Annotated in this window: 17 protein-coding genes; 12 read left to right on the top strand and 5 right to left on the bottom strand. The window is 47.2% G+C overall.

Going from position 1 to position 13,948, the window contains the following annotated elements:
* The first annotated feature begins 73 nt into the window (after window positions 1-73).
* On the top strand, window positions 74-1,723 hold the full coding sequence (locus KWJ01_RS22420; protein WP_224999363.1) for an acyl-CoA carboxylase subunit beta: 1,650 nt from the start codon (window positions 74-76) through the stop codon (window positions 1,721-1,723).
* 111 nt (window positions 1,724-1,834) lie between these two features.
* Window positions 1,835-2,686, top strand: a complete 852-nt coding sequence (locus KWJ01_RS22415; RefSeq protein WP_224999711.1) for a transglutaminase family protein — start codon at window positions 1,835-1,837, stop codon at window positions 2,684-2,686.
* Window positions 2,687-3,245: 559 nt separating this feature from the next.
* Here KWJ01_RS22415 and KWJ01_RS22410 read toward each other — a convergent pair.
* From KWJ01_RS22410 to KWJ01_RS22395, 4 genes are all read right to left on the bottom strand, one after another.
* Window positions 3,246-5,267 (bottom strand): IPT/TIG domain-containing protein, encoded by a 2,022-nt coding sequence (locus KWJ01_RS22410; protein WP_224999362.1) that lies wholly within the window; start codon window positions 5,265-5,267, stop codon window positions 3,246-3,248.
* Between the two features lie 12 nt (window positions 5,268-5,279).
* Entirely contained in the window at window positions 5,280-6,515 is a 1,236-nt protein-coding gene (locus KWJ01_RS22405; RefSeq protein WP_224999361.1) for an outer membrane beta-barrel protein, read from the bottom strand.
* A 265-nt stretch (window positions 6,516-6,780) separates the two neighbouring features.
* Entirely contained in the window at window positions 6,781-7,383 is a 603-nt protein-coding gene (locus KWJ01_RS22400; protein WP_224999360.1) for a thioredoxin family protein, read from the bottom strand.
* Between the two features lie 46 nt (window positions 7,384-7,429).
* Window positions 7,430-8,041, bottom strand: coding sequence for a 4'-phosphopantetheinyl transferase superfamily protein (locus tag KWJ01_RS22395; protein ID WP_224999359.1), 612 nt, complete (start codon window positions 8,039-8,041; stop codon window positions 7,430-7,432).
* A gap of 56 nt (window positions 8,042-8,097) precedes the next feature.
* On the opposite strand from KWJ01_RS22395, the gene KWJ01_RS22390 reads away from it, so the two are divergent.
* The 3 genes from KWJ01_RS22390 to folB are packed head-to-tail and all read left to right on the top strand — an operon-like array spanning window position 8,098 to window position 10,130.
* Window positions 8,098-9,018 carry a WD40 repeat domain-containing protein gene (locus tag KWJ01_RS22390; protein ID WP_224999358.1) on the top strand — a complete coding sequence of 307 codons (921 nt, stop codon included), beginning with the start codon at window positions 8,098-8,100 and terminating at the stop codon, window positions 9,016-9,018.
* Entirely contained in the window at window positions 9,015-9,740 is a 726-nt protein-coding gene (locus KWJ01_RS22385) for a DivIVA domain-containing protein (protein ID WP_224999357.1), read from the top strand. Before KWJ01_RS22390 ends, KWJ01_RS22385 begins: the two co-directional genes overlap by 4 nt.
* A gap of 9 nt (window positions 9,741-9,749) precedes the next feature.
* The gene (folB, locus tag KWJ01_RS22380) at window positions 9,750-10,130 is read left to right on the top strand and encodes a dihydroneopterin aldolase (protein ID WP_224999356.1); all 381 of its coding nucleotides are present in this window, start codon (window positions 9,750-9,752) and stop codon (window positions 10,128-10,130) included.
* 47 nt (window positions 10,131-10,177) lie between these two features.
* Here folB and KWJ01_RS22375 read toward each other — a convergent pair whose 3' ends face one another.
* On the bottom strand, window positions 10,178-10,498 hold the full coding sequence (locus KWJ01_RS22375) for an iron-sulfur cluster assembly accessory protein (RefSeq protein WP_224999355.1): 321 nt from the start codon (window positions 10,496-10,498) through the stop codon (window positions 10,178-10,180).
* A 116-nt stretch (window positions 10,499-10,614) separates the two neighbouring features.
* Here KWJ01_RS22375 and KWJ01_RS22370 point away from each other — a divergent pair, with 116 nt between their 5' ends.
* The 7 genes from KWJ01_RS22370 to KWJ01_RS22340 all read left to right on the top strand — a co-directional run bounded on the left by KWJ01_RS22370 (window position 10,615) and on the right by KWJ01_RS22340 (window position 13,869).
* Window positions 10,615-10,773, top strand: a complete 159-nt coding sequence (locus tag KWJ01_RS22370) for a hypothetical protein (protein ID WP_224999354.1) — start codon at window positions 10,615-10,617, stop codon at window positions 10,771-10,773.
* Between the two features lie 8 nt (window positions 10,774-10,781).
* Window positions 10,782-11,303: a hypothetical protein gene (locus KWJ01_RS22365; protein WP_224999353.1), complete on the top strand. Its 522-nt coding sequence runs from the start codon at window positions 10,782-10,784 to the stop codon at window positions 11,301-11,303.
* A 70-nt stretch (window positions 11,304-11,373) separates the two neighbouring features.
* Window positions 11,374-11,808: a YkvA family protein gene (locus KWJ01_RS22360; RefSeq protein ID WP_224999352.1), complete on the top strand. Its 435-nt coding sequence runs from the start codon at window positions 11,374-11,376 to the stop codon at window positions 11,806-11,808.
* Window positions 11,808-12,515 carry an oxidoreductase gene (locus tag KWJ01_RS22355; protein WP_224999351.1) on the top strand — a complete coding sequence of 236 codons (708 nt, stop codon included), beginning with the start codon at window positions 11,808-11,810 and terminating at the stop codon, window positions 12,513-12,515. Before KWJ01_RS22360 ends, KWJ01_RS22355 begins: the two co-directional genes overlap by 1 nt.
* A gap of 10 nt (window positions 12,516-12,525) precedes the next feature.
* On the top strand, window positions 12,526-12,978 hold the full coding sequence (gene dtd / locus KWJ01_RS22350; RefSeq protein WP_224999350.1) for a D-aminoacyl-tRNA deacylase: 453 nt from the start codon (window positions 12,526-12,528) through the stop codon (window positions 12,976-12,978).
* A gap of 87 nt (window positions 12,979-13,065) precedes the next feature.
* Window positions 13,066-13,410 (top strand): hypothetical protein, encoded by a 345-nt coding sequence (locus KWJ01_RS22345; protein WP_224999349.1) that lies wholly within the window; start codon window positions 13,066-13,068, stop codon window positions 13,408-13,410.
* Window positions 13,411-13,539: 129 nt separating this feature from the next.
* The gene (locus KWJ01_RS22340) at window positions 13,540-13,869 is read left to right on the top strand and encodes a nucleotide pyrophosphohydrolase (RefSeq protein WP_224999348.1); all 330 of its coding nucleotides are present in this window, start codon (window positions 13,540-13,542) and stop codon (window positions 13,867-13,869) included.
* The last annotated feature ends 79 nt before the right edge of the window (window positions 13,870-13,948 follow it).

Genomic DNA, 13,948 nt, shown 5'->3' with positions numbered 1-13,948 from the left:
TTATACAGAGCGGCACCCCAAACAGGTGCCGCTTTTTTATTATATTTGGTGCATTCCAAAAAAATATTTTTTCATGCAGCAAGATCTTGCCTTCAATAAAAATGAAGACCTCCTCAGGCAAAAGCTCTATCAGCTAAAAACCAGACTTAATAAAGTACAAAAAGGCGGCGGCGATAAAAAAATAGCTGCCCAGCATCAAAAAGGAAAACTCACCGCCCGCGAGCGCATTGCCTATCTTACTGACAAGGGTTCCCCTTTTCTGGAAGTAGGTGCCTTTGCCGGAGAAGGCATGTACCAGGATGTAGGCGGCTGCCCCAGTGGTGGTGTAGTGGTGGGCATCGGCTATGTAAGCAAGCGCCAGTGTGTAATTGTAGCCAACGATGCTACCGTTAAGGCAGGTGCCTGGTTCCCCATTACGGCCAAAAAGAACATGCGCGCGCAGGAGATTGCCATGGAAAACCGCCTGCCCATTATTTACCTGGTAGACAGTGCCGGTGTATTCCTGCCCATGCAGGACGAAATCTTCCCAGACAAGGAACATTTTGGCCGCCAGTTTCGCAATAACGCCCGCATGAGCAGCATGGGCATTATTCAAATAGCTGCCATTATGGGCTCCTGTGTGGCGGGTGGTGCCTATCTGCCTATTATGAGTGATGAGGCCCTGATTGTGGATGGCACCGGCTCCATATTCCTGGCCGGCTCTTACCTGGTAAAAGCTGCCATAGGCGAAGATGTAGACAACGAAACCCTTGGTGGCGCCAGCACCCATTCCGAGATCAGCGGCGTTACCGACAATAAATACCCCAACGACGAGGCTGCCCTGGATGCTATCCGCCGCATGATGGATAAGATTGGCAAATATGATACTGCCGGCTTCGACCGCGCTACCCCCGCTCCCCCGGCCAAAAGCCCCGAAGAGATCTATGGCATTTTCCCCGACGACAGGGCCAAGCCTTACGACATGCGTGAGATTATTCACCGCCTGGTAGATAACTCGGAGTTCGATGAATACAAAGAGCACTACGGCCAAACCATTCTCTGCGGACATGCCCGCATCGATGGCTGGGCAGTAGGCATTGTGGCCAACCAGCGCCAGATTGTAAAGGCTAAAAAGAGCGGCGGCCAGTCTACCGAAATTCAGATGGGCGGCGTTATTTACTCCGACTCCGCCGATAAAGCTGCCCGTTTTATCATGAACTGCAACCAGCGTAAAATACCGCTGGTATTTCTGCAGGATGTAAGCGGCTTTATGGTAGGCAGCCGTGCCGAACATGGCGGCATTATTAAAGATGGCGCAAAAATGGTAAATGCCATGGCCAATTCTGTGGTGCCTAAGTTTACCTTTATACTGGGCAACAGCTACGGTGCCGGTAACTACGCCATGTGTGGCAAAGCCTATGATCCGCGGCTTATTTACGCCTGGCCAACAGCCCAGATGGCGGTAATGAGTGGCGCCTCTGCCGCAAAAACCCTGCTGCAGATACGGGTGGCAACATTAAAAGGTCAGGGCAGGGAAATTAGTAAGGAAGAGGAGCAACAGCTCTTAAAAGAAATAGAAGATAGCTATAACGAACAACTGAGCCCCTACTATGCAGCAGCCCGCCTGTGGGTAGATGGTATTATTGATCCGCAGGAAACCAGAAAAGTTATCAGCATGGGCATAGAAGCAGCGAACCATGCACCCATTACTGAGCGTTACAATGTGGGAGTAATACAAACCTAAAACCAAACTGCCTGTAAACAGGCAGCCTAAATTTTAGTAACTTGCCCCATCCACCAGCCGCCCCTAGAGCGGCTGATTTTTAATTAAACGCACCGTGTGAAGAAAGAGCAGATGACCGATAGTGAGCTAAAAGCCCTTGTATCGCTGCTGGACGATGAGGACCAGGAGGTACTAAGGCATGTGGAAGAGCGTATCATGGCCCTTGGTGATGAGGCAATACCCTATTTAGAAAAGTACTGGGAGGAAAATTTTAATCCCGTAGTGCAGCGGCGTCTGGAGGATATGATCCATACGCTGCAATACGAGCTGCTCAAAAAGCGGCTTATCTCCTATAAAGATAATGGTGCCCAGGACCTGCTGGAGGGCATGTGGCTGGTAGCTACCTACCAGTACCCCGACCTAAGCCTGCAGAAGCTGCGCCAGGACCTGGAGCAGATCTATTACGATGCCTGGCTGGAGATGAAGCCCGACCTGCACCCTTTTGACCAGATAAAACTGCTCAACAGCGTACTCTTCGGCAAGTTGCGCTTTTCAGCCAACACCCGTAATTTCCATTCGCCCAACAACTCCTTTATCAACTGCCTGCTGGAGACCAAAAAGGGTAACCCCATAGGCCTCTGTGTGTTGTACATGCTGGTGGCGCAAAAGCTGGATATGCCGGTGTGGGGCGTAAACCTGCCCAACCTGTTTATCTGTACCTATAAGGTAAACGATGTGCAGTTTTACATCAATGCCTTTAACCGCGGGCTTATCTTTACCCGGCAGGATATAGAAAATTACATCAGCCATTTGCACCTGGTACCACAGGATAAATACTTTGAGCCCTGCGACAACCTCACCATCATTAAGCGTGTAATGCGCAACCTGGCCGGCTCTTACGAAAAAGGCGGCGACCACGAAAAAGTGGAGGAAATACGCATGCTGCTGTACGAAATCTCCGATCCGGGAGATCCTAAGTTTTAATAAAAAGCTGTTTTTTGCTGTTCTTTCATCGCTCTCACAGCTACAACTGCCTGTGCTGGTACTATTTGGCCGGCAGGACAGCTACACACCCAGCCCCTGCTGCACCCACAGCTTTCTCTGAATAGCCTCGTACAGGAAGCTGCCGCTCATATTCCACAGGCACAGGTTGAATTAATTAGCAACTGTGGCCACTTTATCCAGTGGGAACAGGCTGGCAAGGTAAATAAGCTGCTGCACAGGTTTTTCCACGAGACTACTAGTCAGGGGTGACAGCACAGAGATGGAGATGTATGGCTCTAGGAAAAAGCTTTTTAAGGCACCCCTGACTGAAATCCGGGGCTAACCAAGGTTGACTTTGTAATGTTTAGTAGCAGATTTATTCAGCCCCGGATTTCATTTAGCATTAGATTCCACCCTCCAGGACAGAACTTCCACCACAAGAGCCCCCAGCCAGCTACTGCACAAAGCGAAGCCACCCCAACAGAGGTGGCTTCGCCTTGTCTCACATCAAAATCAAATATCATTAATGTCCTTAAACCAGAAAACCAGGTTCAGTGGGTTATTTATAAGTCGGATCAAACTCCCAAAAATCTACAACGCTGTAAGAACCATTAATAGTGCCGCCACCATAGTATGCTTTGTTATCGACTACGAAAGAAATGCCTCCTTCCCTGTCATATTTTTGCCTGGAGCTAATTTCTGTGAAACTATCACGGGCAGGATCATATTCATAAAATGAATAGCTTGTCATCAAGTACCCCTTGCCATTGATTTCAAAACCATTGTTATTCCATTTGCTGAAATACTCCCTTAAACTGGCTTTACTGGTCCATTGTCTGGTATTTAAGTCAAGTTCGAACAGCTCATGCGGAGCTGTTGTAGACTGGGAAGAAAGCAGATACATTTTATTCCCTATCACAAATCCTGCGCTTACTCTTCCCCTGTAGCCTAAGCCAGAAGCAATACTGGAAAAGTATGACCAGCTGTCTGACGTGGGATCATACTCATATATGCTTCCACCAATATTAATTACATAGCCCTTCCCATTTGCAGATAAGCCTACAGAACGAAGAGAAGTCTCCTCAATACTCGCTATTTGCTGCCAGGTATTCGTAGCAGGATCATAGCGCCAGAAATCAGTAGCCGGCTCTGATAAACCGCTTTCTGAATATCCCCCACCCACATATGCATAATTGCCAATGGTAAAACTTGTTGCTCCAAACCGCTCTCCACCTCCAAAATCAGCCATCTTCTCCCACTTGTTAGTCTGGGGTGTATACTTCCAGAAATCTCTGTTTGCTGAATTAAGATCATTTCCCCGCCCAATCCCTGCATACCCATGGCCCGAAACAGCAAACCCAATTGCCCAATACCTGCCATATGGCCCATGAGGTACATCTTCTTTCTTTATCCAAGGATCCAAAAGCGTGAATTCTTTGGTACTTAAGGTATGTTGTTCAGCCACCTCCACATCCAGGTAGAACGATCTGCTAACATACATACCCTCCGGAATAGTTACCTCCAGCTCAGTGGCACTGGCATTGGTAACAGTACCATACAAATACCCGAACAACACTTTATTACCCTCCGGTATAGGATTAAAATTATTTCCCCTAAGTGTAATACTATTGCCAGTAAAACCCTTTTCTGATGATACAGAAGTTATGTTTGGAGGAAGCATATTGAATGGCTCTGTTGCTGCCCCTGTCATAAGGTGAACAGTTACAGTGATAACAGGTCCTTTACTGCTAACGGTGGCGGGCACAACTACCTTTAGCCGAGTGGCAGAGGCTTCTATTACCTGTGCTTCATGTTCTCCAAACTTTACAATATTTTCAGCACTTTTCGTGCTGAAATTAGCTCCGTTTAGGGTAACTATTGTACCAAAAGTTCCTTCCGCCGGACTAAAACTATCTATTTTAGGCACAAGCATAGTTAATGCATTTGCTGCCGTGGTTGTGTTGCCTGCCACTTTAACGGAGACAGGTACGGTATTTTGGGATATGCCGTGAGGTACAATACATGTAATTAAGGTATCAGTGCTGGCAACAATCTTCGCACTACGTTCTCCAAAGCTTACCTGATTGTTTAGCTTTACAAAACTAAAATACTTCCCCCTGATTTTAACTGTATCTCCGGAGGTAGCAGTTTCAGGCGTAAATCCCTCAATAACAGGAGCAATACTTCCCCGGCTCGAAAACTGTACGGCATCGCCATATATAATATGCTCCCGGGTTATGGCATAGGCTTTTACAAAATAGGTGCTATCTTTATACAGGCTGCTGCTGACTTGTGCGTTGAAATTTCCTTTCCCGGAGAATGCACCTAGCGAGATTTTATCTGACTGCCTTGTTGACAGTCCTTCATTTAACCCCCACAGGAACCCATGATCCAGAATAGGCGAGTTACCTGCATGTGCAATCTCTGCCTCCAATGTTGCTCCATTCTGAGTAACATTTTTTACTGAAAGTGTATTTAAGCGGGGGTAGTGCCGTGGAGTTACTTCATCTTCATTGCACCTGATAAGCGTAATGAATAATACGGCCAACAATAAAAAGCCTTTTGAAAGTTTACTTATCATGCCCTAATTTGATTAGTACTTGATACCAACAGTGAAATGTAGATTAGCTATGTTAGAACTAACAGGTCTGATAACATCCCAAATGTTATAGCTAAGTCCACTCGTTCGCTCATAGCTAAATTCAACATACCCCTTCAGTTTGCCGGAAACAGTTCGTTCAACACCAAATCCACCCCAGATTCCTAACTGGTTTTTTGCAATAGGAAAATTCCTGTACTCATATCTGTGCACTTCATCTGCTCCTTCAACCTCCAGAATTTGTAAAAAATGAGCTTTTAAATGAAGTGTGCTGGATAAACCAATGTTGAAAAACGGCGTGTATTGCTTTTCCGGAAACCGGTATTGCAACCCCAGGGGGATCTTGAACTCATTCAAGGTAAAGATCACATCATTTCTGTACACCCTGTTACCTTCCTTCGCTTCAAGATAAGCCGAATATTGAGGGCTACAGAATAATACTCCACTCTGAAAGGCTAACCTTTCGGTAATTCTTGGAGATAGGAAGCTCAGCAAAACTCCCGCTTCCAAATCTTGGCTTCTGTATGTTCCTTTTGTAAAAAGATCCATTGCCCTCTCCTGAGAATGGAACGTTAGCTTTGACATCCTGTAGCCGGCAGTAACGCCAAAACCTGCCCTGAACCACGGTTTGCTCTCTTTATAAGAAATATAATCTGTAGAAATACAGCGGTTATATTCTTCTACAAGCTTTGTTAAATCTTTTTCTTCAATAAAAATTCTTTCGATTTTCTCTTTAAGCCTTCCACAATCATGCATCATATAGGTTAGGATACCAATATGATGGGTAGACCTCCGCAGCATCTTTTTACCATCAATCACTTCAAGATCTTCCCTGACCACAAGCTTATGTAAAGTTGAATCTCCTTTGGCTATGTAAAATGCAGAAGGATCTCTGTATAACGACACAACCCCTCTAACCAGAACCTCTACGAACAGCTGATCTTTACTAACCCCATTGTTATCGGTACTCCTGATTTCGATAGACTGAAAGAATTTATCGTTAACAAACCCGTAGCCTTTAAGATCAAAGGGCTTATAAGTTATAACATCACCCGACAGCCCCTTTTTATATTCACAAGATTTTGCGCTGCTTTTATTGCCTTTGTAATTGATGAATCCTGCCACTGTATCGCCTTTTATGGTAATGATGTATCCCGGACGATAGTTTGATTGGGCATAGGCGTTCAGGCTTAGAAACAGAGCCATTAAAGCAATCAATGCTGATTTCATGATAGGAGGCTGAGGTTGAAAGGTTCTGGTCAGTTAAATCGTTTGGAAATTATTTAGTGAGCGGCACAGCAAATTACTAAAAACCACATCATATTCTACCTAATGTTACAAAATTCAGCAAATTCAGGTATACAACCTCCTCAGCCCATCTGTAAATTATGCACGTATTAACTTATGTTTCAATGACTGATTATCAGCACTCACAACAAAAAACCGGCCTGAACAGCCGGTTTCCTTTACCTTTATTATTATTTCAGATATGCCCTTAATTAACTTTTATCATACAACCCACCGGCCGCTTGGTTTTTACCACAGCTGTTTTACCAGTTAAAGCGCTTTCGATGGCCTGCTGCAGGTAAGGCTGGCTTACATCCTCTGCAACCTGGGGGTTGTCGTCGATAGCACCGGAGTAATGCACGGTGAAGCTACCATTGCGTGGCGTAAGCACATAAACTTCAGGTGTTTTGCTGGCACCGTACTTCTTTGCCGTTGCCTGCTGCTTATCTGCCAGGTAGGGCAGGCCATTGCCCCAACTCTCGGCTTTTTGTTTCATGGCCTGCTCCGATTCCTCATTGTTTTGCTGGGCATCGTTCGGATTGATCAGGACAAAAGCAACACCTCTGTCTTTATACTGTCCAACCAGCTCATTGATGCGTGCCTCATACAGGCGGGAGTATGGGCAGTAATTGGAAGTGAACACCAGCACAACGGCTTTCTGCCCTTTAAAATCAGCCAGTGATACGGCACGCCCGCTAACAGCATCGGTGAGCGTAAAATCAGGAGCTGCAGCACCAGGGCTTACCCCCTGCGCATAAGCGCCTATTACCAATCCCAGGCCTAACACAGTTAATATCAAAAGCTTTTTCATATCTAATCTTGAGGTTATCTATACTATGACAAAATCTGTACCATCTTTATGCTACTACGCACAGTAGTAAGCTGTTATACCACTGATAATGCAGCTCGTAGGGCTTACCATACAGCAAGGCCTGCAGCCTGTTGGTACCCTTTAGCGGCGCTACCTCCATATCGCGGGCAAAGATAAGCCCGGGCTGGCCATTTAGTTTATAGAGCGCTTCTTTTGCAGCCCACCAGAGGCAAAGCTGCTCGAGATTATCACCAACCAGCGCCTGCTCCTGCTGCGAAAGAAACTTGTGCTTAATACGGAACAGCTGCGGACGGGGTTTTTCAATATCGAGGCCCACCGGCCTAAGCGGATGCACCGCTGCTGCCGCAAATGGAAAAGCATGCGATAGTGAAATGTACAGTGTTTCCGGATGTAGAAACGGCCTGCCGAAAGAATTCTTCTGCAGGCATAAGGCCCCCACATCGGGCAGGAGCGACTGCAAGGCCAGCCTGCACCCCAGCCACTCCAGCCTGCGCTGCTCCACACGAATGTTTTGCAGCTCCTGAAGCGGAAAGCAGTTAGGGTTAAGTTGCTGCTGGAGTTGCTGTTCGGGCTCCTCCAGCTGCCAGAGTGCCCAGCTACCGCCGTCCGTTAAATTACCAGTCTGGAATAGGGGCATGGTTTAGGTTTACGGACAAATATCGTTAATTTACATCAGAATTGTAAAACCAAAGCATGCCCCGCTTAGCCGTACAAAAGCAGCACACCTTCAGCGGCCACCGCGATTGCCTCTATACCCTGGCCCCTACCGGCACCGGAGAATCTTTTTTTTCTGCAGGCGCCGATGGGCTGGTAGTGCAATGGCAGCTCGCAACTCCAGACCAGGGCCAGCTGCTGGCTAAAGCAGATGCCTCTATCTACGCCATGGCCTACGAGCAGCAGCAGGACTGGCTCTTCTTCGGGCAGAATTACGATGGCATCCGGCTCATAGAAATAAACAGCAAAAAGAATCTTAGCTCGCTGCAGGTTACTAAATCAGCCATTTTTAGCCTGGAAGCTTGGGACGGAAAAATTTATGCAGGCACCGGCAGCGGACACCTGCTGGTACTGCAGCAAAATCCATTGCGGGTGCTGCACGAAATTCAGCTGTCTGAAAAAAGTCTGAGAGGCATTGCCCTACACGCCGGCTGGCAGGAGCTGGCAGCCGCTTACAGCGATGGGAAAATTCGCATACTGGATTTAAATACCCTTGCTTTAAAACAGGAGATAGAGGCACACCAAAATTCTGTTTTTACCGTACAATATTCGCCGGATGGCCGTTACCTACTGAGTGGCAGCCGCGATGCACACATAAAGGCCTGGTCTGTAGCCGACCGCTATGAGCTGGCCGAGAGCATTGTGGGACACATGTACACCATTAACCACCTTAGCTACAGCCCCGATGGCAAGCTGTTTGCCAGCTGCAGCATGGATAAATCTGTTAAGGTGTGGGATGCAGCGGCTTTTAAACTACTGAAGGTAATAGACAAGGTACGCTATGCCGGCCATGGCACCTCAGTTAACCGGCTGCTGTGGTTAAACAACAGTACACTGGCATCTGCCAGCGACGATCGAACAATTTCAATCTGGAACATAGAGCATCAAGAGGGAATATGAAAATTACACCACTGGAAATACGCCAAAAGAGTTTTGAGCGCAACTTTAGAGGATACGACAAAGAAGAAGTAGATGCCTTTTTAACCACCCTTTCGCAGGAATGGGAGCGCGTGGTAGAGGAGCACAAAGAGCTGCGCTATAAGCTCGAGATGGCAGATAAAGAGGTGAGCAAGCTACGCGATGTGGAAAGCTCTCTTTTCAAAACCCTGAAAACCGCAGAAGATACCGGCAACAGCATGGTAGAGCAGGCTACTAAAAAAGCCGACCTGCACCTGCGTGAGGCCGAGCTTAAAGCCGAAACCATCCTGAATGATGCCCGTGCCCGTGCCCGCGAAATTCAGGATAAGGCTGATGAAAGAGCAGAAAAAATTCTGCAGGCCATGGAGAAACGCGTAAAGGAAATGGAGCATCATTACCGCATGCTGGAGAGCCACCGCGATAACCTGTTAAGTGATTTGCTGGTGCTGGCCAATAATACACTGGAGCGCGTGGAGCAGGCCGAAAAGAAAGTGAAGAAGCACGACGTAAGTGGCCTGGTAAACGCTGCAGAGCAGGCCGTACGCGAACGCCGCTACCACCAGGATACCAATGCCAGAACCGAAAATGACGAAGCTGTTTTCGATGAGGATGAAGAGGAAAGTGTAGAAGAACTAAGAATGAGCAGTGAGGACACGGAAAGCAGAGAAAAAAAAGATAATTCTTCTTTCTTTGACACCATTTAAGCCGCTCTTATGGGAAAAGTAGCATTGGAGGGCATGGAGTTTTTTGCTTATCATGGATATTATGATGAAGAGCAAAAAATGGGCAATAAGTATTCGGTAGATGTTGCCGTAGAAACGGACCTGACTGCCGCCGCCCAGCACGATGCCCTGGCAGAAACGATCAACTATGAGGTATTATATAAGATCATTGCCCAGGTAATGAGCAGGCCCAGCCGTCTGCTGGAAACCCTCAACATGCAGATCATCCAGGAGGTGTTTAAACGCTTTCCCGTTGCAGATCGTGTGGAGGTGAACTTATCCAAATTTAACCCTCCCATTGGTGGCGTGTGCCGCGAGGCCAAAGTAACCATGAGCAAAACCCGGGATGAGATTGTGAAGCTGAAGGTTTGATAGCTCGACAAAAACCAGAAGAGGCCCCAGGGCCTCTTTTTTGTTTACTATTGCGCTTCTTCCTCTTTTTCTTCCTTAGAAGGGTTGGTGAACAGAAATCCTCTGGCGTCGGAGCCTTCGTAGAAGTCTACCTGCAGGCCCAGCAGGTACATGGTATGGCGCTTTTCTACCAGTACCGGCACCCCATGTATATCGTATTTCAGATCGCCTTCCTTGGGTTTATCAAAACCTAATACATAAGATACCCCTCCACAGCCTCCGCCTTTTACCCCTACCCTCAGGCCATATCCTTCGGGGATGTTCTTGTTCTCCATGATATGTTTTACCTCGGCTACTGCTTTAGAGGTTAATTCTATTGGCTGTAACATATACTGTTGTGTTTATAAGTTGGCCCGTGGCTGCAAAAACAAAGATACGGCAGCCCCTTTACATTTTAACGCTAGTGATACCTTAGTTGATTCCAGGATTACAAAAGTTCTCAACCATGAACAGCCCCCCGGTAGAGGAGTACAGCCGTTTTATGCATCAGCCCATGAGCCAAATGAACAGCGGCAGCACATTTTTTCAGAAAGCCATGCCCCTGCTACAGTATTTTATTTACTTTAGCACCGCAACTAAGCCTCTCACAGGCTGTTTCAGTTAAAAAACACTATGGAAGTTCTGGCCGATTTATTAAAGATTATTGTTCCTGCCGCACTGGTACTCTATGCAATGTACCTGATGGTAAAATCATTCCTGGAAAAAGAATTTCAGCAAAAAGCAATTGAGGTGAAGTCCCGCGACCGGGAGGTGCTGCTGCCCATCAGGCTGCAGGCTTTTGAGCGCATAGTGCTTTTCCTGGAACGCATTACACCAAATAACCTGCTGCTGCGCCTCAACGACAGCCGCTACTCTGCACGTGAATTCCAGCAGGTACTGGTGCACGAGGTGCGGGAAGAGTACAACCACAACCTTTCGCAGCAGGTATACATGAGTGAAGAAAGCTGGGCTGCTGTGCGGGCCGCCATGGAAGAAGTAATTGCCCTTATTAACCAGGCAACAGATACGCTACCCGATGATGCGCGCAGCATTGACCTTAGCCGGGCTGTGCTGCAAAGAGCCATTGATCAGCAAAAAGACCCTACCGGACAGGCCCTTCACCGGGTAAAGCAGGAAATCCGCACTATTTTTTAAACAGAAGCACCTGCTGCGCAAACCAAACAGTAGGCTGCGGGTTACATATTTTTAGAGCCAATTAAATAACATGAGAAACAGCGACGATACTTTTTTACAGAAAGCCTTACGGCTGATGCAGGGTTCTTCAGACGAAGCAGAAGCAATAGCCCGGGATAATGGTAAGCTTGACAAGCTGGTGAACAAGTCACGCAAGAAGATGTACAATGTCAAGGACAAAAAGCCGAACATCCTGAACTTCTTCAATCAGCTGATCGTCTTTCAACGTTTGCTGAAAGCTTACTCCCGCAAAGAATATCCAAACCTCCCCTGGAAGTCGCTTTTATCTATCGTTGGCGCCATTTTATACTTTTTAAACCCATTAGACCTTATTCCCGATTTTATTCCCGGCATAGGGCTGTTAGATGATATCACCTTATTGGGCTGGGTTTATAAAAGTGTTGCTTCTGACGTAGAGAAGTTTGAAGAATGGGAGTATAATAACAAGCCTGTTTTAACAGAATAGTGAACGTACCATCACCCACCGATACCTTTGGTCAGCGTACAGCACTGATTGCCGGCGCAACCGGTCTGGTTGGCTGGCAGTTGCTTAACCTGCTCCTGAGCGATCCTTATTACGACCGGGTATATGTGCTCACGCGCAGAAAACTAACCCTCGAGCACCCTAAGCTTGAGCAACTGGTTATCGATTTCGATACCCTTGCCGACCGTAACCTTATTCCGGAAGTACAGGATGTTTACTGTTGCCTGGGCACCACTATGAAGAAAGCCGGCTCTAAGGAGGCTTTTCGTAAGGTAGATTTTACCTATCCTTACGAGCTGGCCAAGCTTGCTGCCAATAATGGTGCCCATCAGTTTCTGCTGGTTACGGCTATGGGCGCCAATAAGAGCAGTCTCTTTTTTTACAACCGGGTAAAAGGCGATGTGGAAGAAGCCATTTGCAAAATAAGCCAGTACAGAACCATTCATGTATTCCGCCCCTCCCTCCTGCTGGGCCGCCGGCAGGATGACCGCAAAGGAGAAGCGTTTGCACAAAAAATTACCAGGATCATTCGGCCCTTAATGGTGGGGCCTTTCCGTAAGTACCGCCCCATTCAGGGGCATGTGGTAGCTGAGGGTATGCTGGCTGCCGCCAAATCCGATCAGCGGGGAATCATGATTCATGCTTCGGAAGAGATAAAAAAGCTGGGACAAAAGAGGCTAACTGCGTAGGTTTACAGGCATGATAGCTGTACTACAACGTGTTTCTGAAGCCTCCTGCACCATAGATGGCGAGGTGAGTGGTAAAATAAATAACGGCCTGCTGGTGTTACTGGGCATAGAAGATGCCGATACCAGCGAAGATATTCAATGGCTGAGCAAGAAGATCGTTAACCTGCGCATTTTTAATGATGAGGCAGATGTAATGAACCGGAGCCTGCTGGATACGGGGGGAGACCTGCTACTGATCAGCCAGTTTACCCTGCATGCCAGCACTAAAAAAGGGAACCGCCCCAGCTACATAAAAGCCGCCAAACCGCCTGTAGCCATTCCTCTGTACGAAGCCACCATTCAGCAACTGCAAACAGAGCTGGGCAAGCCCATACAAACCGGCCGCTTTGGTGCCGATATGAAAATTGCGCTGCTCAATGATGGTCCCGTTACCATCATCATCGACACAAAAGATAAAAAGTAGTCCTTTCCGGATATAAGGCTGTTTTTACTGTAGTAGGGCAAGGTATTTGTGCTGATTTCAGGGATTGTTTTACCAAAAATACTCCCTATGAAATTTTTAGTACCCATAGCATTTTTCGTTTTGCTTGCTGTTGGCTGTACTCCTTCAGTTAACACACTTCCCCCGGACCCTACCCGCACCCCTACACAGGAAACCAGCCTTTGGTTGCCGCCCAATCTTGAAATAGTAAGGCTGGATTATGATGCAGAGGTGTACACAAGAATATCTGGCGGCGATACGTGGATGGAAGGAAATGAAGGAAGGGCTTTTATCATAGCCCATGCCCGGCATAAAAAAACAGGCGTTCACTATCTGCTGGTATACGAAGATATTATCCGAAGCTCGCGCCCCAGCCAGATCATTAAATTTGAACCAAACGAACAGGAGTTTTAAAACTGCTTTACCCCCTGTTTTAAAAGCTGCACAACAGCCATACTGCCCTGTATTAGCAAAGTGCCCATGCATTACAGTTCAAATCTGTAGTGTCTTGCAAAAACAGTCTGCAGGCAATACCTTGTAAGCATGACGATCAAAGAAGCACAGGAACAGGTAGATGCGTGGATCCGCACCACCGGCGTTCGTTATTTCAACGAACTTACCAACACAGCCATTCTTATGGAAGAAGTGGGCGAGCTGGCCCGCCTAATGGCCCGTACCTATGGTGAGCAGAGCTTTAAGGAAAGTGACAAAAACCGCGATCTGGGCGATGAAATGGCCGATGTGCTCTGGGTGCTCATGTGCCTGGCCAACCAGACCGGCGTTGACCTAACCCAGGCCCTGCAGAAAAACATAGAGAAAAAGACCCTGCGCGACAGTGAGCGACACAAGAATAACGATAAGTTAAAGCAGTAGCTACAATCCAACGATTGCGTAAGTTTTACCCGACCATTATCATACATAATATTATTCTGCCAAAAATAATGTAACCCTG

Origin of the sequence: Cesiribacter sp. SM1, assembly GCF_020178975.1 — a bacterium.
Taxonomy (GTDB): Bacteria; Bacteroidota; Bacteroidia; order Cytophagales; family Cyclobacteriaceae; genus Cesiribacter.
This window is presented reverse-complemented; position numbering and strand designations above follow the sequence as displayed.

Bases quoted from the DNA above. Each gene is read 5' to 3' on its own strand.
- KWJ01_RS22405 (WP_224999361.1), bottom strand. From the start codon at position 6,515: ATGAAATCAGCATTGATTGCTTTAATGGCTCTGTTTCTAAGCCTGAAC.
- KWJ01_RS22395 (WP_224999359.1), bottom strand. From the start codon at position 8,041: ATGCCCCTATTCCAGACTGGTAATTTAACGGACGGCGGTAGCTGGGCA.
- folB (WP_224999356.1), top strand. From the start codon at position 9,750: ATGGGAAAAGTAGCATTGGAGGGCATGGAGTTTTTTGCTTATCATGGA.
- KWJ01_RS22340 (WP_224999348.1), top strand. From the start codon at position 13,540: ATGACGATCAAAGAAGCACAGGAACAGGTAGATGCGTGGATCCGCACC.
- KWJ01_RS22390 (WP_224999358.1), top strand. From the start codon at position 8,098: ATGCCCCGCTTAGCCGTACAAAAGCAGCACACCTTCAGCGGCCACCGC.
- KWJ01_RS22415 (WP_224999711.1), top strand. From the start codon at position 1,835: ATGACCGATAGTGAGCTAAAAGCCCTTGTATCGCTGCTGGACGATGAG.
- KWJ01_RS22400 (WP_224999360.1), bottom strand. From the start codon at position 7,383: ATGAAAAAGCTTTTGATATTAACTGTGTTAGGCCTGGGATTGGTAATA.
- KWJ01_RS22345 (WP_224999349.1), top strand. From the start codon at position 13,066: ATGAAATTTTTAGTACCCATAGCATTTTTCGTTTTGCTTGCTGTTGGC.
- KWJ01_RS22360 (WP_224999352.1), top strand. From the start codon at position 11,374: ATGAGAAACAGCGACGATACTTTTTTACAGAAAGCCTTACGGCTGATG.
- KWJ01_RS22365 (WP_224999353.1), top strand. From the start codon at position 10,782: ATGGAAGTTCTGGCCGATTTATTAAAGATTATTGTTCCTGCCGCACTG.
- KWJ01_RS22370 (WP_224999354.1), top strand. From the start codon at position 10,615: ATGAACAGCCCCCCGGTAGAGGAGTACAGCCGTTTTATGCATCAGCCC.
- KWJ01_RS22410 (WP_224999362.1), bottom strand. From the start codon at position 5,267: ATGATAAGTAAACTTTCAAAAGGCTTTTTATTGTTGGCCGTATTATTC.
- dtd (WP_224999350.1), top strand. From the start codon at position 12,526: ATGATAGCTGTACTACAACGTGTTTCTGAAGCCTCCTGCACCATAGAT.
- KWJ01_RS22385 (WP_224999357.1), top strand. From the start codon at position 9,015: ATGAAAATTACACCACTGGAAATACGCCAAAAGAGTTTTGAGCGCAAC.
- KWJ01_RS22420 (WP_224999363.1), top strand. From the start codon at position 74: ATGCAGCAAGATCTTGCCTTCAATAAAAATGAAGACCTCCTCAGGCAA.
- KWJ01_RS22375 (WP_224999355.1), bottom strand. From the start codon at position 10,498: ATGTTACAGCCAATAGAATTAACCTCTAAAGCAGTAGCCGAGGTAAAA.